Below are 18,366 nucleotides of genomic sequence, written 5' to 3'. Positions count from 1 at the left end.
CTGGATCGTTGAACGATCTGGCACTATCGGCGAGGTGCCTTCACCCACCGGAGCCCAGCATCTGGCCGACGCGCTGACCGCTCTGGGGACCGAAGTCGTCTTCGGTCTCCCCGGGGTGCACAACCTGCCGTTATGGGAGGCGCTGGCCGATACGGACATCCGGCTCGTCGGGGTCCGGCACGAGCAGACGGCCGGATACGCGGCCGACGGGTACGCCCGCGCGACGGGGAAGCTCGGCGTCGCGCTCGTGACCACGGGACCCGGCGCGGCGAACACGCTCGCCGCCGTCGGCGAGGCCATGGCTTCGGCCGCGCCCGTGCTGATCATCGCGACCGACATCCCGTCCACGCTGCGGCGGCCCGGCGTGGTCCGCGGCGTACTGCACGAGACGTCGGACCAGCAGGCGATGTTCGCGCCGGTCACCAAGGCCGGGTTCACCGTCCCGAGCGCAGACCAGGTCGCCGCCACCCTCCACCGCGCCGCCCGGCTCGCGCTCCAGCCGCAGAGCGGCCCCGTCTACCTCGGCATCCCCACCGACTTCCTGTCGGAGCGGACGCCCGCCCGCCGTCCGCCGAGGTCGCACGCCCGGCCGTCCGAGATCCCGGATCTCACCGAGGCCGAGGCGCTGCTGGCGGCCGCCGACAAGCCGCTGATCTGGGCGGGAGGCGGAGCGCTGCGCGCCGAGGCGGGCGAGGCGATCGGGAAACTCGCCGAACGGCTGGCCGCCCCGGTGCTCACCACCTTCGGCGCGCGCGGGCTCCTGTCGGTCGACCACCCCTGTCTCGCCCCGAACCCGGTGCACGCGCCCGAGGTCGGCGCGCTGTGGGACGAGGCCGACGTCGTCCTCGCCATCGGCACCGACTTCGACGGCCTGATGACGCAGAACTGGCTGATGCCGCAGCCGAAGAAGCTCATCGCGATCAACGTCGACCCGGACGACGCGGCCAAGAACTACCAGCCGGACATCACGCTGGTCGGGGACGCCAAAGTGCTCACCGAGGCGCTGAAAGTCGAGGAACGGGCCGGGATAGCGGCCCTCGTCGGCAGGCTCGCCAAGGTCTCCGCCCGGGTCCGGCGGCGGATCAGGGAAGAGGAGCCGCAGGCCGCCGATCTTCTGTCCACTTTGGACGAAGTGTTGCCGCCCGACGCCGTCGTGGTCGCGGACATGTGCGTGGCCGGGTACTGGATCGGCGGGTTCCACCGGGTCCGCGCCCCGCGCAAGCTCGCCTATCCGATGGGCTGGGGAACGCTCGGCTACGGGTTCCCGGCCGCGCTCGGCGCGGCCGCCGCGGGCGCCGGCCGCGCGATCTGTGTCACCGGTGACGGTGGTTTCCTGTTCGGCTGCGGTGATCTCCACACGCTGGCGCAGGAACAGCTGCCGGTCACGACGATCGTCGTCGACGACGGCGGTTACGGGATGCTGCGCTACGACCAGGACCGGGCCGGGCTGCCACGCCGGGGCGTCGACTGGGACAGCCCCGATTTCGTCGGCCTGGCCAGGTCTTTCGGCGTGCACGCGGATCGCGTCTCCGGCTTCGGGCGCGCGTTCCGGCGGCTGCTCGGCGAGTTCGTCGAGTCCGACGAGCCGAACATCCTGGTCGTCCGCGCGAAGATGGCGCCGCCGCTGAACACCTCGCCGCGCTGGTACCGCAAGGGTTCTTCGTGACCGCGCTCCGCGTCGGCGTGGACATCGGCGGCACGTTCACCGATCTCTGCGTGCTCGACGAGACCGGGGTCGTCGCCGTCGGCAAAGTGCTGACGACACACGACGAACCCGCCCGCGCCGTCGAAGAAGGCTTGAAAAGGACGCTCGCCGAAGCGGGGCTGGACGCGGGCGACGTCGAGCAGTTCGTGCACGGCACGACACTGGTCACGAACGCGCTCATCGAACGCAAGGGAGCGCGCACCGCGCTGCTGGCGACCGCCGGTTTCCGTGACGTGCTGGAGATGCGGCGTGAACATCGGTACGAGCTGTACGACCTGCTCATCGAACTGCCGACGCCGCTGGTCCCGCGCCACCTGCGCTTCGACGTCCCCGAGCGGATCCTCGCCGACGGGACCGTCCACACGGGACTGGACGAAGAATACGTCGCGCGGCTTGGCCGCGAGCTCGACGCCCGCGGGATCGACGCCGTGGCGATCTGTTTCCTGCACGCCTTCACCAATTCCGCGCACGAACGACGGGCCGCCGAGGTGCTTCAAGACGTCGCGCCGAGGCTGCGGATCGCGCTGTCCAGCGAGGTCGTCCCCGAGATCCGCGAGTTCGAACGCGCTTCCACCACGGTCGCCAACGTCTACGTCCAGGACCTCACCGAACGCTATCTGCGCGATCTGGAACGGCGCCTGCACGAGGCCGGGGTCCGGCCGTCGCCGCACATCATGCTGTCCAACGGCGGCATCGCGACCGTCGACACGGCCGCGCGCTACCCGATCCGCATCCTCGAATCCGGTCCGGCGGGCGGCGCGTTGGCCGCGTCCGCGATCGGTTCCGCGGCGGGCGTCGACGATCTGCTGGCCTTCGACATGGGTGGCACGACGGCGAAACTGTGCATGATCTCCGACGGCGCGCCGCTGGTGACGCACGAATTCGAGGTGGACCGGAAGTACCGGCTGCTGCCGGGATCCGGGCTGCCGGTCAAGGTCCCGGTCACCGACATGATCGAGATCGGTGTCGGCGGCGGCTCGATCGCCCGCATCGACGCGCTCGGCCTGCTCACCGTCGGCCCCGATTCGGCGGGGTCCGAGCCCGGCCCGGTCTGCTACGGACGAGGCGGCACCGAACCCACCGTGACCGACGCCGACCTCGTGCTCGGCTATCTGGATCCGGGGTATTTCCTCGGCGGTGGAATGACTTTGGACGCCGAGGGCGCACGCGAGGCGATCCGTTCGAAGATCGCCGCTCCGCTCGGCGTCAGCGTCGAAGAGGCGGCTTGGGGCATCCACACCAGCGTCAACGAGGACATGGCCAACGCCGCCCGCGTCCACGCCGTCGAACGCGGCAAGGAACCGGCGAAGCTGCCGATGTTCACCTTCGGCGGCGCCGGACCGGTGCACGGTGTCGGCGTGGCGCGCGCTCTCGGCGCCCCTGAAGTGGTCGCCCCTCCGGCGGCCGGGGTGCTGAGCGCGGCGGGATTCCTCACCGCGCCACTGGCCTTCGATTTCGTGCGTTCGGCGCGTTCCGCGGTCCTCGATCTTTCGTGGGGCCAGGTCGACGCGCTGTTCGCCGAGATGGAGGCCGAGGGCGGGGAACTGCTGGATAAGTCCGGTGTGGACGGTTCGCGGGTGACGCATCGCAGGATCGCCGAGATGCGCTATTCGGGTCAGGGCTACGAAATCCGGGTACCGGTCGAGACGGGGAAGTGGCCGGAGTCGCTGATCGACGCGTTCACCGAGACCTATCGGACGCTGTACCGGCGGACCGGGCCGGACGTCGGGATCGAGGTGCTCAACTGGCGAGTCGTGTCCAGCGGTCCCGCACCGGAGGTCACGCTGAAACTCGCGGGCGCCGAGGCGGACGGCGACGCGCGCAAGGGGACACGCCCGGCGTACTTTCCCGCCGAAGGTGGTTTTGTCGACACGGCCGTGTTCGACCGGTACCGGCTCAAGCCGGGTGATCGCGTCGAGGGCCCGGCCATCGTGGAGGAACGGGAGTCCACTGTGGTCGTTCCCCCGGGTGCGCACTGCGTGGTCGGCGAAGACGCCAGTCTGGTGGTGACGGTGTGAGCGTGGACCCGATCCTGGTGGGAGTACTGGGAAACCGGCTGCACTCGATCCTGGCCGAACAGCAGAACGCGCTCGTCAACACGGCTTTCTCCTCCGTGGTGCGGGAATCGCTCGATCTGGCCTGCGCGGTGTTCGACTCGCGCGGCGAGATGATCGGCCAGTCCGTCGGCGGGACCCCCGGCCACATCAACGCGATGGCGACCGGGATGCACCACTTCGCCGCCGCGTATCCGCCCGGGGCCCTGGAACCCGGCGACGTCCTGCTCACCAACGATCCATGGCAGACGGCCGGGCAGATCAACGACATCACCGTGGCCACACCGGTGTTCCTGCGGGGACGGCTGGTCGCGTGGTTCGCTTCCTGTTGCCACGCCCCGGACATCGGCGGAAGGCTGGTCTCGGCGGAAGCGACCGAGGTCTTCGAGGAGGGCCTGCGCCTGCCGATCATGAAGTTCCTCCGCGAGGGTGAGGTCAACGCGGATCTCGAACTGCTGATCCGCGCGAACGTCCGCACCCCGGAAGAGACCATCGGCGATCTGTACGCCCAGGTCACCGGGAACGAGGTCGGTGCCGCCAGCCTGGTGCGGCTGTTGGAGGAATTCCAGCTTGACACCCTCGACGACGTCGCCGCGGAGATCATGAACCGGTCCGAGCGCGCGCTGCGGGACGCGCTGGCGAAACTGCCGGACGGCACGTACACCAGCGAACTGGTGACCGACGGGTTCGACGACGAAGAGGTCGTCCTCAAGGTCACCGTGACCATCGACGGCGAGGAGATCCACCTCGACTTCGCCGGCTCGTCGCCGCAGAGCCGTCGTGGGATCAACGTCGTCCTGAATTACACCAGGGCGTACGCCTCGTTCGCGGTCAAGGCGGCCATCTCGCCGGAGGTGCCGCACAACGCGGGATCGTTCCGGCCGGTGCACGTCACCGCGCCGGAGGGATCGGTGCTCAACTGCACGCCACCCGCACCGGTCGCGTCACGGCACCTCATCGGGCACTTCCTGCCCTCACTCCTGCTCACCGCGCTGCACGAAGCCTTGCCCGGCAACGCTTTGGCGCACAGCGCGGACGCGTTGTGGATGACGATCTGGCGCGGTACCGACGCCGAGGGCCGCGAGTTCATGCTCAACGTCTTCCAGACCGGTGGAATCGGCGCACGGTCCACAAAGGATGGACTCAACACCACGGGATTCCCGAGCGGGCTGCGGTCCACGCCGACGGAGGTCATCGAGACGATGGCGCCACTGGTCCAGCGTGAACGCGTGCTGCGCACGGACTCGGGTGGCGCCGGACGGTGGCGCGGCGGCCTTGGCCAGCGGACGTCGATGGCGGCGTGTGGCGAGATTTCGTGGAGTGTCAACGGGAACGTGGATCGCGTGCTCCGTCCTGCGTCCGGTGTGGACTCGGGGCATGATGGCGCGGTCGGCCGGTTCGGGCTCTCCGATGGCGCGAGCCTGCCGTCGAAGAGCCGGGTGAATCTGCGGCCGGACGACGTCGTCGACGTGATCCTGCCCGGTGGCGGCGGATACGGCGACCCGTTCGACCGGACGCCGGAGGCCGTGCTCGCCGACGTCGTCGATGGTTACGTCTCGGTGGAGGCGGCGCGCGAACTGTACGGCGTCGAAGTCACCTATCACGGAGAACCCGGGACACTGGTGCGGCTTCCGGAGGACTACACGGCGATCGAGTCGAGAGGGAAGAGATGAGCATGGGTCGGCTGGCAGGCAAGGTCGCGGTGGTCTTCGGCGGTGCGAGGGGCATCGGGTTCGCCACCGTGAAGGAGTTCGTCGCCGAAGGCGCGGCCGTGTTCTCCAGCGACATCCGTGAACTCGCGGAACCCGTCGAAGGCGCCGCGCACTCCCTTGTGGACGCCACCGACGAAGGCCAGGTCGACGAGTTCGTGCGCGGCGTGCTCGCCGAAACCGGCCGGATCGACGTGCTGTTCAACAACGTCGGCATCCACCTCGGCAAGCCGCTGGCCGACACCACGCTGGCGGAATTCGACAACATCTTCGCGCTGAACGTGCGCGCGGCCTTCCTCGGCACGCGCGCGGTGCTGCCGCACATGATCGCGAACAAGGCGGGCAGCATCATCACGACGTCGTCCAACGGCGGAGTGATGGGCCGTCCCGGCGACCCGGTGTACAACGCCACCAAGCACGCGCTGGTCGGCCTGACGAAGTCGATCGCCGTCGCGCACGCGCACCAGGGGATCCGCGCGAACACGGTCAACCCGGGCGCCATCGACACCGACATGCTGCGCGGCACCCTCGCGTCACCCGAGGAATTCGAGGCCAAACAACACCACTTGACCGCGAGCACGCCCGCCGGACGGGTCGGGGAAGCCTGGGAGGTCGCGAAGGCCGTCGTTTTCCTGGCCAGCGAGGAATCGCGGTTCATCAACGGCGTCGCGCTCCCGATCGACGGCGCCAAGGCGGCCGGCGCGATGCCGGGCAACCGGTACAGTCTCGACTTCGAACTCGGTGTCAGGTAACGCCATGCCCACTCCTGCCGCCGAGGAGACACTGGCCCGCGACAGACCCCTGCTCGAACGGAGCGGGACCGCGGAACGGGTCGCGGAGATCCTGCGACAGCGCATCACGGAAGGCGTCTTCCCGCCGGGGTCGAGGCTTTCCGAACCGTCGATCAGCGCCGCGCTGGGTGTCTCGCGCAATACCCTGCGCGAGTCCTTCCAGCTGCTGGCGCACGAGCGGCTCGCGGTGCACGAACTCAACCGCGGGGTGTTCGTGCGGGAGCTGACCGCGCAGGACATCTCGGATCTGTACGTGATGCGGCGGGTCACCGAATGCGGCGCGCTACGGCGCGCGTCCGAACTGTCCACTGTGGATCTTTCCGCTCTCGCGGCCGCCGTGCGGCAAGGCCGTGCGGCCGCCGACGAAGGCGACTGGCAAGCCGTCGGGACCGCGAGCATCGCCTTCCACCAGGCGGTCGGCGACCTGGCGGACAGCGAGCGGGTCAGCACGACGATGCGCCAGGTGCTGGCGGAGACGCGGCTGTTCTTCGTGCTGGCGGAGAACACACGCGCGTTCTTCGAGCCTTTCCTGGTGCGGCACGAGCGGATCCTGCGCGATCTGGAGCGGGGGCGGTTCGGGCCCGCGGAGACGGCGCTGGAGAAGTACCTGCGGGATGCGGAGAAGCAGCTGCTGGCGGCTTACGAGCGACGAGGTTCGTGAGTGGTGGCGGAAACGCTATGAACGGTCCTTTCCTTGCAAATTTTGCAAGGAAAGGACCGTTCATAGCGCGCGCGAAGGGGGCAGCAGGTGAAAACGGCGCCCGCTCGCGTGACGGGCTCCGGATGTCGCGAAAGCCACTTTCGCGACACCGCCTTCCCGTTAGAGCGCACTGGGTCGGGGTGGTCGTGAGTGGAAAGTGGGGTTAGAACGACACTTACCACTCACGACCCCCTCGGCCCGGTGCGATCTGGTGGGGCGGCACGTTGTGAAAGCCACTTTCGCAACGTTGAAGGTTGCGAAGGTGGCTTTCACAACATCCGAACCGGAATCGCCACTCACGAGCCCTAGCAGCTCAGAACGGCGCCCGCCCAGTCCGCGTGGTCGGAATCGACCCCGTCACCACCATCGGTGACGACCAGATCCAGCACCTGAACCCCGTTCAGCGGAACGGAAAGCTTCTGCGCCGCCTGGCCGCGCTTGAGCACGCCGGTGTTCGCCAGCCGCTTCCCGTCCCCGACGACCTCGAAAGCCACGCTGCCCCCGGCCTTCTCGTCGTCGACGCCGACGGACGACGTGAACGACGCGCATCCGCCGCCGAGGTAGATCCGGACCTTCGACGGCGCGTGGACGCCCAGCCCGTCGTCGTAGGTCACGCCGCCGACGCTCATCTTGTGGCCGTCACCGGCGCTCGACTCCCCATTGCTGGTCCCGCGTTCCACCGGACCGTAGCCGTTGTCCGCCGCCATGAACGCCGCTTTCGACAGCGCGCTCGTCCCGGCGGCAGGCGGTTTCACGAGGGGAGCGCTTCCGTTCGTGGTCAACGAGCGCGCACCCCATGACGTCCGGTAGTCGATCCGCCCGGAGACCTCGACACGGTCACCGGTGGGGGACGACGGGCGCACTGTCCAGCTCCGCTCCCACGACTTCCCTGGCGCGACAGCGGGAATCCGCACTTCGGTACCGCCGTCCGGCTTCCAGCCCGCGCCGACCGTCAGTTTCGCCATGCCCGACCGCACCGGTGTCCGCCCGTCGTTGTACACCCGCAGCGTCGTGGTGAACGGCTTGTCCGCGGCGATGTACTCGGGGGACCGCAAGGAAAGTGTCGTATGCGGTGCGGCTTGCGGCCGGTCGGACGGCCAGACGCGGAACGTCGCCGAGCCGTGGCTCGGCAGTCCGGCCCGCAGGGTTCCGGCGGACTCGGTCTCGCCGCCGGTCCACAGATCCCGGACCCGGTAGCCGGAGGAGGCCGGGGCGCCGATGTCCTTGGCGGTGGCGGACACGGTCGCCGGCGCGGCGCCGCGGTTGAACAGCACGACGACGTTCGAGCCGTCGGACATCGGCTTGGCCCAGACCTCGGTGTCGCCGTCGTCGCGGACCTTGTGGCCCTGCTTGCCGCCCCAGTCCTGGTCGACCGCGAGAAGATCCTTGTTCAGCAGGATCTTCTTGGTCGCCTCGGACATCGAGCGCAGGTCGTTGCCCGCCAGCAAGGGGGCGTTGAGCAGTGACCAGAGCGCGAAATGCGAGCGGTATTCCGTGTCGGTCATGCCGCCGTTGCCGACTTCGAGCATGTCCGGGTCGTTCCAGCCGCCCGGTCCGGCGTAACCCTCCAGGCCGACCTGCTGGTCGAGGAGGTTCGTCATGCTCGACCAGGTGTCGCTGATGTCGCCGGTGGTGCGCCACAGCTGCGCACTCGCGTCCTTGCCCCATTCCCAGGGTTTGTTCTCGCCCCATTCGCACAGGGCGTAGACGATCGGGCGGCCGGTCTTCTTCAGCGCCTCACCCATTTTCGTGTACCGCTCCAGCGCGGGGCGGCCCTGGTTGTTGCAGTTGTCGTACTTGAGGTAGTCGACACCCCAGTCGGCGAAGGTCCGCGCGTCGACGTCTTCGTGGTCGAGCGAACCGGGCATGGTCCGCGCGCAGGTCTCCGTGCCGGCGCTGGTGTAGATGCCGAGTTTCAGGCCCTTGCCGTGCACGTAGTCGGCCAGCGCCTTGATCCCGCTGGGGAAGCGTGTCCGGTGCGGCTCGTATTTGCCGTCGGGGGTGCGGTTCTTCTCGGCCCAGCAGTCGTCGATGTTGACGTACTGGTAGCCGGCGGCCTTCATCCCGGACGAAACCATGGCGTCGGCCGATTCCCGGATCAGCTCTTCGGTGATGTCGCAGCCGAACTTGTTCCAGCTGTTCCAGCCCATCGGCGGTGTCGCGACCGGTGGGGGCGGGCTTTCGGCGGCTGTCGCCGGGACGGTGCAGAGAGCGGTGAACGCGCAAGCGACGATGAGCGCGCCAGCGAGACGACGCATAAGTTCCTCCCAGAATGCTCAACTTTGAACAAACCCGATCATCAAACAACAGGATCGACCGGCGCCGGTCAAGGGCCGTTGGGATGACGTGGGAAATTCACCGGCGGTAGCGCCGACAGACCGGACAGGTCTGCGCCGCGAACTGTGCACGATGGAGTGTTCGCGTCGCGGCCGTATCCGGGTGAGGATGGGGGCACGAGCACGAGGAGGAAGAACATGGTTTCGTCGGCGTCCGCGCGCAATCCGCTGTGGCACCCCTTCGCGGACATGGGAGCGGTCGACGGTGACCGGCTCGTCATCACCCGCGGCGAGGGTTGCTACGTCTGGGACGACGAGGGGAAGCGGTACTTCGACGCGACCGCGTCGCTCTGGTACGCGAACTTCGGGCACGGGCGCGAGGAGATCGCCCGGGCCGTCGCGGACCAGCTGCGGACGCTCGACTCGTACAACCTGTTCGGCTACAACGCCAACGAACCCGCGCTGAAGCTCGCCGAGCGGGTCTCCGAGCTGACACCGGAACCGGGCTCGAAGGTGTTCTTCGGTTCGGGCGGCGGTGACGTCATCGACACCGCGGTCAAGATCGCCCGCTCGTACTTCGCGCACACCGGACGCCCGGAGAAGGTGCACGTCATCGGGCGGGTGCAGGGCTACCACGGCACGCACGGATTCGGCACGGCCGTCGGCGGCATCGCGGCCAACGCCGCCGGTTTCGGACCGCTGCCGGGCGACATCTCGCACGTCCCGTACGACAGCGCCGAAGCGCTCGAAGCGGAGATCCTGCGGGTCGGGGCCGAGCGGGTCGCGGCCTTCTTCTGCGAACCGGTGATCGGCGCGGGCGGCGTCCTGCTGCCGCCGGACGGGTACATCGAGACGGTCGCCGAGATCTGCCGCAAGCACGACGTGCTGTTCGTCGCGGACTGCGTGATCGCCGCGTTCGGGCGGCTGGGCACCTGGTTCGGGATCGACCGGTGGGCCGTGAAACCGGACATGATCACGACCGCGAAGGGCATCACCGGCGGGACGATCCCGCTGGGCGCGCTGATCGTCGCGCCGAGGGTGGCCGAGCCGTTCTTCACCGGCGAGCCGGGCGCGCCGGTGCTGCGGCACGGCGCGACCTACGCGGGGCATCCCGTCGCCTGCGCGGCGGGCAACGCGACACTGGACATCTACGAACGGGACGGGCTCATCCCGCGCGGGCGGGAACTGGAGAAGCCGCTGGCGGACGCGCTTTCCGGTCTCGTTTCGCATCCGCTGGTCGCCGAGGTTCGGGCCGGATTGGGCTTCCTCGCCGCGGTCGAACTGAAGGCCGACGTCGTCGCGGCGAACCCCGGCGCGGCGAACCGGCTCCAGCGCCTGGCGCGCGACGAAGGTGTCCTGGTGCGGAACCTGGCCAAGGGGATCGCGGTCTCGCCGCCGTTGATCGCCGGGGAGGCCGAACTCGACCAGCTCGCGACGGCCTTGCCGCGCGCCCTGGACAAGCTCGTCTAGGACGCGGCCTAGCCGGCTTCGGCCGCGGAACCGCCTTCGTCCGCGCCGAGGAAACCGGCGACCTGTTCGAGGGCGTCCGCGGCCTCGGGCAGGAACGACCAGAACAGGTGGAAGACGTGCGTGCTGACCGGATACAGGTCGAAGCGCACGTCGAGCCCCTGCGCACGGGCCTGATCGACGAAGCGGCGCGTCTCGGGCAGCGTCACGTCCTCGGTACCTGACTGGACGAGCAGCGGCGGCAACCCGGACAGGTCACCCGCGAAGACGTTCAGCAGGGGATCCGTCGGCGGGTGATCACGGACGTAGAGCGAGAACCACCGCGCGACCGGGGTGCCGCCGTCCGGCGGATCCACCACGTCCACCGCCGGGCACAGCAGGACGGCTTTGCCCGGCTGGGGCAGGCCCTCCTCCTTCAGCTTGAGCAGCAGGGAAACGGCCAGCCCGCCGCCCGCCGAGTCGCCGCTGACGGTCAGCCGCTCCGGATCCGTGCCCTGGCCGAGCAGCCAGCGGTAGGCGCGGAGCGCGTCCTCCAGCGCGGCGGGGAAGGGATGCTCCGGGGCGAGCCGGTAGTCCGGCACCAGCACGGCGGTGCCGGTCGCCGCCGCCAGCGCGCCGGCCAGCGGGCGGTAACCGAAGGCCGAGCCCGCGATGTACCCGCCGCCGTGCAGGTGCAGCACGCTCGGCCGGTGCCCCGGTCCGGGGGCGACCACCAGTGAGGACACGCCGTCGGTCTGGACCGGCCGCACCACGGTGCCTTCCGGGACGGGGAGCTGGGCGTTGAGCGCTTCGAAGGCTTCACGCATCGCCGCGAGACCGTCTCCGCCGTCCTCGGCGACCGAGTTCCACAGCTGCGTGACCCGGGCGTTCACCTCGCCACCGACCGATCGGGTGAGGGCGATCGCGTCGTCCATGTCGGACAGCAACGGGAGAGTGGCGCCCAGCAGCGCCTCACCGGCGAGGGTCAGTTCGACGCGGTGGGTCGAGCGGCGCAGCAGCTGACAGCCGATCAGCTGCTCCAGCGCCTTGATCTGGCGGCTGAGGGCGGGCTGGGAGACGAACAGCCGGTTCGCGGCCCGGCTGAAGTTGAGTTCGTCGGCGACCGCGGCGAACGCCCGCAGGTGTTTGAGCTCGATCGCGTCGGCGGCCGAGGGCATGCCCAGCAGCCGCGGCCCGGCGGGACGTTCGGACATGGCGTCGAGTATCCCCGCCCGCACCGGCCGTGGTGATGCGTTCCGCGCAAGAACGTCATGCGGGATCGGTCTTTCCCTTTCCGGCCTCGCCCGTGACAGGGTTGTTCATGGCCGAAACAGCAGGTCAGCGCGTCGCCGAGCTGCGGATGCGGGGCGGGGTCGCGCGGGTGCACTGGCCTCCCGGGGAGTCTGCCGCTGCCCCGTTGGTGTTGTGGTTCGCCCCGGACGGGGCAGGCGCCGAACGGGTCGCGGGCCGCGGGGCGGTGGTGATCGCCGCCGGATTGCCCGCGTTCCCGGCGTGGCGGGCGCTGCTGGAGTGGGCGGCGGCGCACGCCCGGAGCCTGGGGGCCGATCCGGGGCCGGTGCTGGTCGCGGGGGAAGGACCGGGAGCCGAACTGGCCGCCCGCGTCGCGAAGTACGCGAAGGAACAGGGCTGGCCGCCGGTGCGCGAGGTGGACGGCGGTGCTGGGGGTATCGCCGCCCACGTCGGCCGGCCGAAACGAATCCTGGAGGAATGACATGAGCAAGGTCTTCACCGGCCTCGCCGTCTCAGTGGACGGCTTCATCAGCGGAAAACCGCTCGAGGGCGCCGAGGAGTTCGGAAGCGGGCTCGGCGACGCGCCGACGCTGTTCGACTGGTATTTCGACGGCGACACCCCGAGTGAGGTGTTCGACGGCTTCAAGCTGAGCGAACCGAGCGCGCGGTTCTTCGACACCATCGCGAGCCGGATCGGCGCGATCGTCGTCGGGCGCACCACCTACGAGCATTCCGGCCGGTTCGGTGGCGGGAGCCCGCATCCGACGGCGCCGATGGTCCTCGTCACGCACTGTCCCGTGCCCGAATCCGGTGGCGGGCAGACGGTGATCACCACCGGCGTCGAGGACGCCATCGCCACGGCGCGCGAGATCGCCGGCACCAAGGACGTCGGCCTGATGGGCGGCGGTCTGGTCACCTCCGCGCTGGCCGCGGGGCTGGTCGACGAGGTGATCCTCCATCAGGTGCCGATCCTGCTCGGCAAGGGCAGGAGGTTCTTCAACGAACTCCCGGAACATGTGGAACTCCGTCTGTTGCAAGCGATCCCGGCGCCTGGCGTGACCCATCTCCACTACGGGGTCGGCCGATGATCCTCGTCACCGGCGGGCTGGGCATGATCGGTGCCCATACCGCCCGCGCGCTCACCGACCTCGGCCACGACGTCGTGGTCACGGCCCATCGCCGCACCGAGGTCCCGTCGTTCCTCGACGGCCGGGTGACCGTCGAATCCCTCGACGTCACCGACCGGGACGCCTTTCTGGCGCTCGCGGACCGGCACGAAATCGGGGACATCGTCCACCTCGCCGGGACCATCCCCGGCGAGGATCCGGTCGGCTTCTTCCGCACGGACACGACCGCCCTGCTCAACGCGCTGGACGCCGCCCGCACCTGGGGTGTCGGGAGGTTCGCCGTCGCCAGCAGCCTCGGTGTCTACATCGGACAGACGGTTTCCCCTTGGCACGAAGAACTCGCCCTGCCTTCCGTGGATCTGCCGCATCTGATCATCGCCTTCAAGAAGGCGGTGGAGGCGCTGACCGCGCACGCTCTCGCGGGCAGCGGGGTCCGGCCGGTCGTGCTGCGGATCGGGAGTGTCTGGGGTCCGCTGATGGACCCGGAATCGTCGTTCAACCCCATCCCGCCGTACATCAGCGCCGTCCTCCGCGGTGAGCGGCCGTCGCCGCTGCTCGCCGACGACGGCGGTGACAGCTGCTACGCGCCCGACGCGGGCCGCGCGATCGCTTTGCTCATGACCACGGAAACCTTGCGGCACAACACCTACAACGTGTCCCGCGGACGGCCGCTCCGCCAGCGGGAACTCGTGGGCGCGCTGGAAGCGATCACCCCGGGACTCCGGCTCGACCTCCGGCCGGGCGGACAGACCGGGCCGCACCTCGACGTCTCCCGGCTCGCCGAGGACACCGGCTTCGCACCGGCTTTCGACGTCGCGGCGGCCGTCGCGGACTATGTGGCTTGGCGGAAGAACAACTCGCGGTGAGACGTCGGTCTTGCGAGAAGGCGTGACTCGCGTGATCAGACGCGGAACTTGCGTGATTGAAGGCGGAACTCGCGTGATTGAGCGGCGATCTCGTTCGACGCGATGAAGGGGCCTTTCCTGGCGAAATCCGCCACGAAAGGCCCCTTCAGGTCACACCCCGCGACTCGGTACCGAATCGCGGGGCCTGACGCGCACGAGGGCCGCGCGCTCGGTCATGAAGGGAACAGCCGACGGGACCAGGTCCCTTCATGACACCCCCAGTGGCGGGGCCTCGTGGGCCCGCCCTAGGAGAGGCAGAGTTCGTTGCCCTCCGGGTCCGCGATCGTGATCCACTCGGCGGGCCCCTGCTTGCCGCGGTGCAGGAACGTCGCACCGCGGGCGGTCAGCCGTTCGAGTTCGGCCTCGATCTTGTCCGCCCCCATCCGGATGTCGAGGTGCAGGCGGTTCTTCACCGTCTTCCCCTCGGGCACCAGCTGGAAGAGGAACCGCTGTTTGGTCTCGGGGTGGACGATCGCCGCGCCGTCCTTCCACACCAGGACACCCTTGTGCGTGGTCGTCGCCTCTTCCTGGGCGTACCCCTTCGCGACCATCTCGCGGATGAACTCCTCGTTGCTCCCCTCGACCTGCCAGCCGAGCATCTCGGCCCACCAGTCGGCGAGGTCGTGCGGATGAGAGGAGTCGACGGTCACCTGGAAGTCATACGCCATACCGGCACGTTAACGACCCCCACCGACAATTCCGGGCGCTCAGGCCCGCTGACCACGGTGAACCGCCATTTGTCGACCCCGCCGCCCATGATCTCGGCGTAGCGCCGGGCGCCGTCCGCGTTGGCGAAGCGCACCTGCTGGCCGTTGGTGAGATGGGTGATCTTGACCGCCATCCGTGCCTCCCTGAAGTCCGGTGCCGGCCCGCGGAGCTTCCCCCTCCGGGGCCGGCGCGGACAGTAGAACACACGTTCGACTACGGCGGCCAATCCGACCCCCCGCGCGGGTCATCCCGAGGTGCATGAAGGCCCCCTTGCTTGCGCGTAGGTACATGAAGGGGGCCTTCACGTACCTAGGCGAGCCGGCGCCTCACGAAAGGGACAAGCCGGCGATCAGGTCTTGGACCAGGCCGGCGGCCTGTGTCCGCGCCTCGTCGGGGTCGTCGGTCTCGGCGATCACCAGCGCCAGTTCGGTCAGCGCCCCGTAGAAGGCGGCGGCGAGCAGCCTGGCCGGATGCGGCCGGATCCGCGAGGTGTCGAGCATCGCCTTGACCGTGTCGTCGACCAGGCCGCCGAGGTGCAGCTGGTCGAGTTCCCGCCAGCGGCGCCAGCCGAGCGCGATCGGCCCCTGCAGGAGCACGACGTGGCGGTACCGGGGTTCGGCGCAGACGGCGAGGAACTCCGTGACGCCGCGTTCGGTGCGCTCGAAGGGGTCTTCGGACGAGGCGATCGCCGTCTTGATGCGGCTCGCCGCTTGCTGTTCCAGCTCGTCCACGACCGCCTCGAAGAGGCCGCGTTTGCCGTCGAAGTGGTGGTAGAGCGCGCCGCGGGTCAGCCCCGCCGTGCGGACGAGCTCCTCCGCGGACAGGCTCGCGTACTCGCGCTCGGCGAACAGGCGCAGGCCGGTGTCGAACAAGGCCTGGCGGGTGTGCTCCGCGTACTTCACGCGCACCGATTCCATTCGACATGACTATCACATACACTCTGTATGTCAGATACTGACTGTATGAAGGTGGGCGGCGATGGAGCGGTCGGTGGACGTGGTGGTCGTCGGAGCGGGGATCGCGGGCCTGGTCGCCGCGCGTGACCTCGCCCGGACCGGGGCCGAGGTGCTGGTACTGGAGGCCCGTGACCGGGTGGGCGGCAGGCTGCTCAACGGCGAACTCCCCGGCGGCGGCCCGATCGAGGTGGGCGGCCAGTGGGTGGGGCCGGGTCAGCACGAGGCGCTCGCGCTGATCAAGGAACTGGGGCTGAGCACCTACCCCACCTACGACACGGGCAGGCGCATCGCCGAGTTCGCCGGGCGCCGCAGCGAGTACACCGGCCGGATCCCGCGCCTGGGTCCCGTGGCACTGGCCGACATCGGCCAGACCCAGCTGCGGCTGGACCGCCTCGCGCGAGGGGTGCCGACGGCCGAGCCATGGCTGGCCAAACGGGCGGCGGAACTGGACGGCCAGACCTTCGCGACCTGGCTGCGGCGGACCGCTCGCACCACGGCGGGCCGGTCGTTCCTCCGGGTGATCTCCGAGGCGGTGTTCTCCGCCGAACCCGAGGATCTGTCCGCGCTCTGGGCGGCCTGGTACATCAACGCGGCGGGCGGCCTGGACATGATGATCGAGACCGCGGGCGGCGCGCAGCAGGACCGGGTCGTCGGCGGAACGCAGCGCATCGCGCTCGCGCTCGCCGAAGAACTCGGCGACAGCGTCGTTCTCGGCGCCCCGGTGACGGACATCGAATGGGAGACCTCGGGTGTCCGGGTCCGGGCCGGTGCCACGGTCGTCCGCGCGCGGCGCGCCGTGATCGCGGTGCCGCCGACGCTCGCGGCGCGCCTGAGGTTCACCCCGGGCCTGCCCGGCGATCGCGACCAGCTCGTCCAGCGCATGCCGATGGGGCGGGTGATCAAGGTCAACGTCGTCTACGACGAGCCCTTCTGGCGCGCGGAAGGGTTGAGCGGCCAGGCCAACAGCGACCGGCGGCCCTTGGGCACGGTGTTCGACAACACCCCGCACGGCGGGTCGCCCGCGGTGCTCGTCGGCTTCCTCGAAGGACGGCACGCCGACGTCGGCGCGCGGCTGGACCCCGCGGACCGCCGCGCCCGGGTGCTCGACGACCTCGCCGGCTACTTCGGGCCGCGGGCCCGGAATCCGATCGCGTACCTGGAACGCGACTGGGCGGAGGAGGAGTTCAGCCGCGGTTGCTACGGCGCCTTCACCACACCCGGCACGCTCACCCGTTTCGGTCCCGCTCTGCGCGCGCCGATCGGGCCGATGCACTGGGCGGGCACCGAAACCGCCACGCGCTGGGCGGGTTATCTCGACGGTGCCGCCGAATCCGGCCACCGCGTCGCCCGCGAAATCGCCTCAGCCTTGCAGGACAAGGCCTAGCGCCGCATGGTCACCCGCGGCCAGGCGTCCAGTCCGCGGGCGACCTCGTGGGCCCGGACGGCTCGCAGACCCTCGGTGAGACTCTCCTCGTCGAGAGTCGTGAAGCCGAGCCGGGCGTAGTACGGCGCGTTCCACGGCACCTCGGCGTACGTCGTCAGCGTCAGCCCCGCGAGTCCTTCGCGCGCGGCCCAGTCCGCGGCGTGCTCGATCAGCCGCCGTCCGAGACCGCGCCGCGCGTGATCCGGATGGACGGACACCTGCTCGATGTGGCCGTGGCCGTCGACGACCTCGGCGAGCAGGTACGCCACCGGGCCGTCGCCGGTGTCGTACACCCAGGCCCGGCCCGCGTCCCGGAAGTGTGCGAGTTCCTCGATCGACGGCGGGTCGTCGTCGGCGATCGCGGCCATGCCGAGCGCGCGGAACGGTTCGCCCGCCGCGCGCTCGATGTCCTGGAGCACGGGCAGGTCTTCGGGTACGGCGAGTCGGATCACGGGACGAGTTCTATCGCGTCGCGGGGACCAGGCGCGCGCGAATTTCCTTCACGTCAGAGGGAAAACGACGAGACGGCCCGGTGGATCCTGCTCGCGTACGACTGGAGCGTGACGATGGCGGCCCGTTTCGCGTCGTCGCTGATCCGGGTCGCCGGGGCGGCCAGGGTCAGCACCGCGGGCCGGTGCCCGGTGCTCGGGATCGGCACCGAACACGACCAGACGCCCTCGTCCAGTTCGCCCCAGCTGACCGAATACCGGTTGGTCCCGGCGCGTTTGACCTCTTCCCGCACGCTCGGTCCGCGACGCTGGACGATCGACGAAAGCCGTCTTTCGCGTTCGCCCTCCGGCAGCATCGCGAGCAGCATCTTGCCCGACGCGCCGGCGCCGAGCGGGACGGAATGGCCCGGCTGGAAGGTGAACCGCATCGCGCGTTCGCATTCGACCCGGTCCGCGCAGACCGCGGAATCGCCGAAATGCTGGAACAGCAACACCGTCTCACCGAGGTCGCGTGCCGCCTCCTCCATCGCCGGGCGTGCCAGCCGGGCGAGGTCGTTCGCCAGTTGCGCGGCCCTGGCGAGCGGCATCACCTGGCTTGTCACGTGATAGCGCCCTGTCTTTCCCTCCTCTAAGAGTTGAAGTTCCTTCAGTAGCGCGACATAGCGATACGTCGTCGCCACGGGGGTGCCGATCCTCGCTGCGAGTTCGGCGACACTCGCGTCCCAGCGGCGCTCGGAAAAGGAGAGCAGCAGCTGAAGTACTTTGCGTGAGCTGCTGGCGCCGGGGGTGCGTTTCGGGGGAGCGGTGTCCAGGGATCGTGCGGCAGGTGTCATCTCGACCTCTCGCCGGGGCAATCACAAAGAGTC

At 69.6% G+C, this 18,366-nt stretch carries 17 protein-coding genes and 1 pseudogene; 10 read left to right on the top strand and 8 right to left on the bottom strand.

Annotated features, from left to right (window positions below; genetic code table 11):
* The first annotated feature begins 34 nt into the window (after positions 1-34).
* Genes IE302_RS15375 through IE302_RS15355 form a run of 5 tightly spaced genes read left to right on the top strand, consistent with a single transcriptional unit; the run spans position 35 to position 6,920 of the window.
* The gene (locus IE302_RS15375) at positions 35-1,666 is read left to right on the top strand and encodes a thiamine pyrophosphate-binding protein (RefSeq protein ID WP_191255196.1); all 1,632 of its coding nucleotides are present in this window, start codon (positions 35-37) and stop codon (positions 1,664-1,666) included.
* Entirely contained in the window at positions 1,663-3,723 is a 2,061-nt protein-coding gene (locus IE302_RS15370; RefSeq protein WP_191255195.1) for a hydantoinase/oxoprolinase family protein, read from the top strand. Before IE302_RS15375 ends, IE302_RS15370 begins: the two co-directional genes overlap by 4 nt.
* Positions 3,720-5,432 (top strand): hydantoinase B/oxoprolinase family protein, encoded by a 1,713-nt coding sequence (locus tag IE302_RS15365; protein WP_191255194.1) that lies wholly within the window; start codon positions 3,720-3,722, stop codon positions 5,430-5,432. The genes IE302_RS15370 and IE302_RS15365 overlap by 4 nt, the downstream gene beginning before the upstream one ends.
* A gap of 2 nt (positions 5,433-5,434) precedes the next feature.
* Entirely contained in the window at positions 5,435-6,220 is a 786-nt protein-coding gene (locus IE302_RS15360) for an SDR family NAD(P)-dependent oxidoreductase (protein ID WP_191255193.1), read from the top strand.
* A 4-nt stretch (positions 6,221-6,224) separates the two neighbouring features.
* Positions 6,225-6,920, top strand: a complete 696-nt coding sequence (locus tag IE302_RS15355; protein WP_191255192.1) for a GntR family transcriptional regulator — start codon at positions 6,225-6,227, stop codon at positions 6,918-6,920.
* Positions 6,921-7,264: 344 nt separating this feature from the next.
* On the opposite strand, the gene IE302_RS15350 is transcribed toward IE302_RS15355, so the two are convergent.
* Positions 7,265-9,217 (bottom strand): NPCBM/NEW2 domain-containing protein, encoded by a 1,953-nt coding sequence (locus IE302_RS15350; RefSeq protein ID WP_191255191.1) that lies wholly within the window; start codon positions 9,215-9,217, stop codon positions 7,265-7,267.
* Positions 9,218-9,433: 216 nt separating this feature from the next.
* On the opposite strand from IE302_RS15350, the gene IE302_RS15345 reads away from it, so the two are divergent.
* Positions 9,434-10,705, top strand: coding sequence for an aminotransferase family protein (locus IE302_RS15345; protein ID WP_191255190.1), 1,272 nt, complete (start codon positions 9,434-9,436; stop codon positions 10,703-10,705).
* Positions 10,706-10,713: 8 nt separating this feature from the next.
* On the opposite strand, the gene IE302_RS15340 is transcribed toward IE302_RS15345, so the two are convergent.
* Positions 10,714-11,895, bottom strand: coding sequence for an alpha/beta hydrolase fold domain-containing protein (locus tag IE302_RS15340; protein ID WP_191255189.1), 1,182 nt, complete (start codon positions 11,893-11,895; stop codon positions 10,714-10,716).
* Positions 11,896-12,002: 107 nt separating this feature from the next.
* Here IE302_RS15340 and IE302_RS15335 point away from each other — a divergent pair, with 107 nt between their 5' ends.
* Genes IE302_RS15335 through IE302_RS15325 form a run of 3 tightly spaced genes read left to right on the top strand, consistent with a single transcriptional unit; the run spans position 12,003 to position 13,925 of the window.
* On the top strand, positions 12,003-12,413 hold the full coding sequence (locus IE302_RS15335) for an alpha/beta hydrolase fold domain-containing protein (protein ID WP_191255188.1): 411 nt from the start codon (positions 12,003-12,005) through the stop codon (positions 12,411-12,413).
* Between the two features lies 1 nt (position 12,414).
* Positions 12,415-13,020: a dihydrofolate reductase family protein gene (locus IE302_RS15330; RefSeq protein ID WP_191255187.1), complete on the top strand. Its 606-nt coding sequence runs from the start codon at positions 12,415-12,417 to the stop codon at positions 13,018-13,020.
* Positions 13,017-13,925 (top strand): NAD-dependent epimerase/dehydratase family protein, encoded by a 909-nt coding sequence (locus IE302_RS15325; RefSeq protein ID WP_191255186.1) that lies wholly within the window; start codon positions 13,017-13,019, stop codon positions 13,923-13,925. Before IE302_RS15330 ends, IE302_RS15325 begins: the two co-directional genes overlap by 4 nt.
* Before the next feature lie 284 nt (positions 13,926-14,209).
* Here IE302_RS15325 and IE302_RS15320 read toward each other — a convergent pair whose 3' ends face one another.
* From IE302_RS15320 to IE302_RS15310, 3 genes are all read right to left on the bottom strand, one after another.
* Positions 14,210-14,632, bottom strand: a complete 423-nt coding sequence (locus tag IE302_RS15320; protein ID WP_191255185.1) for a VOC family protein — start codon at positions 14,630-14,632, stop codon at positions 14,210-14,212.
* Positions 14,611-14,805: a hypothetical protein gene (locus IE302_RS15315; protein ID WP_005150488.1), complete on the bottom strand. Its 195-nt coding sequence runs from the start codon at positions 14,803-14,805 to the stop codon at positions 14,611-14,613. Before IE302_RS15315 ends, IE302_RS15320 begins: the two co-directional genes overlap by 22 nt.
* 193 nt (positions 14,806-14,998) lie before the next feature.
* Entirely contained in the window at positions 14,999-15,589 is a 591-nt protein-coding gene (locus IE302_RS15310; protein WP_191255184.1) for a TetR/AcrR family transcriptional regulator, read from the bottom strand.
* Positions 15,590-15,650: 61 nt separating this feature from the next.
* Here IE302_RS15310 and IE302_RS15305 point away from each other — a divergent pair, with 61 nt between their 5' ends.
* Positions 15,651-17,012: a flavin monoamine oxidase family protein gene (locus IE302_RS15305; RefSeq protein ID WP_191255183.1), complete on the top strand. Its 1,362-nt coding sequence runs from the start codon at positions 15,651-15,653 to the stop codon at positions 17,010-17,012.
* Here IE302_RS15305 and IE302_RS15300 read toward each other — a convergent pair.
* The 3 genes and pseudogenes from IE302_RS15300 to IE302_RS42765 all read right to left on the bottom strand — a co-directional run.
* Positions 17,009-17,503, bottom strand: a complete 495-nt coding sequence (locus IE302_RS15300) for a GNAT family N-acetyltransferase (protein WP_191255182.1) — start codon at positions 17,501-17,503, stop codon at positions 17,009-17,011. The two genes, IE302_RS15305 and IE302_RS15300, sit on opposite strands and share 4 nt — an antisense overlap.
* Before the next feature lie 53 nt (positions 17,504-17,556).
* A complete protein-coding gene (locus tag IE302_RS15295) occupies positions 17,557-18,102 on the bottom strand; it encodes an IclR family transcriptional regulator (protein WP_229907823.1) in 546 nt (181 codons plus the stop codon).
* 36 nt (positions 18,103-18,138) lie between these two features.
* Positions 18,139-18,333 (bottom strand): annotated as a pseudogene (locus IE302_RS42765) (helix-turn-helix domain-containing protein); the annotation flags it as partial.
* Between the last annotated feature and the right edge of the window lie 33 nt (positions 18,334-18,366).

Origin of the sequence: Amycolatopsis oliviviridis (genome assembly GCF_014654365.1) — a bacterium.
Classification (GTDB): Bacteria; Actinomycetota; Actinomycetes; order Mycobacteriales; family Pseudonocardiaceae; genus Amycolatopsis; species Amycolatopsis oliviviridis.
Note: the sequence above shows the minus strand (reverse complement) of the source record. Positions and strands in the feature narration are given on the sequence as shown.

Excerpts from the sequence above, each read along its gene's own strand:
- IE302_RS15355 (WP_191255192.1), top strand. The coding sequence starts at position 6,225 with ATGCCCACTCCTGCCGCCGAGGAGACACTGGCCCGCGACAGACCCCTG.
- IE302_RS15350 (WP_191255191.1), bottom strand. The coding sequence starts at position 9,217 with ATGCGTCGTCTCGCTGGCGCGCTCATCGTCGCTTGCGCGTTCACCGCT.
- IE302_RS15320 (WP_191255185.1), bottom strand. The coding sequence starts at position 14,632 with ATGGCGTATGACTTCCAGGTGACCGTCGACTCCTCTCATCCGCACGAC.
- IE302_RS15325 (WP_191255186.1), top strand. The coding sequence starts at position 13,017 with ATGATCCTCGTCACCGGCGGGCTGGGCATGATCGGTGCCCATACCGCC.
- IE302_RS15310 (WP_191255184.1), bottom strand. The coding sequence starts at position 15,589 with ATGGAATCGGTGCGCGTGAAGTACGCGGAGCACACCCGCCAGGCCTTG.
- IE302_RS15315 (WP_005150488.1), bottom strand. The coding sequence starts at position 14,805 with ATGGCGGTCAAGATCACCCATCTCACCAACGGCCAGCAGGTGCGCTTC.
- IE302_RS15330 (WP_191255187.1), top strand. The coding sequence starts at position 12,415 with ATGAGCAAGGTCTTCACCGGCCTCGCCGTCTCAGTGGACGGCTTCATC.
- IE302_RS15335 (WP_191255188.1), top strand. The coding sequence starts at position 12,003 with ATGGCCGAAACAGCAGGTCAGCGCGTCGCCGAGCTGCGGATGCGGGGC.
- IE302_RS15360 (WP_191255193.1), top strand. The coding sequence starts at position 5,435 with ATGGGTCGGCTGGCAGGCAAGGTCGCGGTGGTCTTCGGCGGTGCGAGG.
- IE302_RS15345 (WP_191255190.1), top strand. The coding sequence starts at position 9,434 with ATGGTTTCGTCGGCGTCCGCGCGCAATCCGCTGTGGCACCCCTTCGCG.
- IE302_RS15305 (WP_191255183.1), top strand. The coding sequence starts at position 15,651 with ATGGAGCGGTCGGTGGACGTGGTGGTCGTCGGAGCGGGGATCGCGGGC.
- IE302_RS15340 (WP_191255189.1), bottom strand. The coding sequence starts at position 11,895 with ATGTCCGAACGTCCCGCCGGGCCGCGGCTGCTGGGCATGCCCTCGGCC.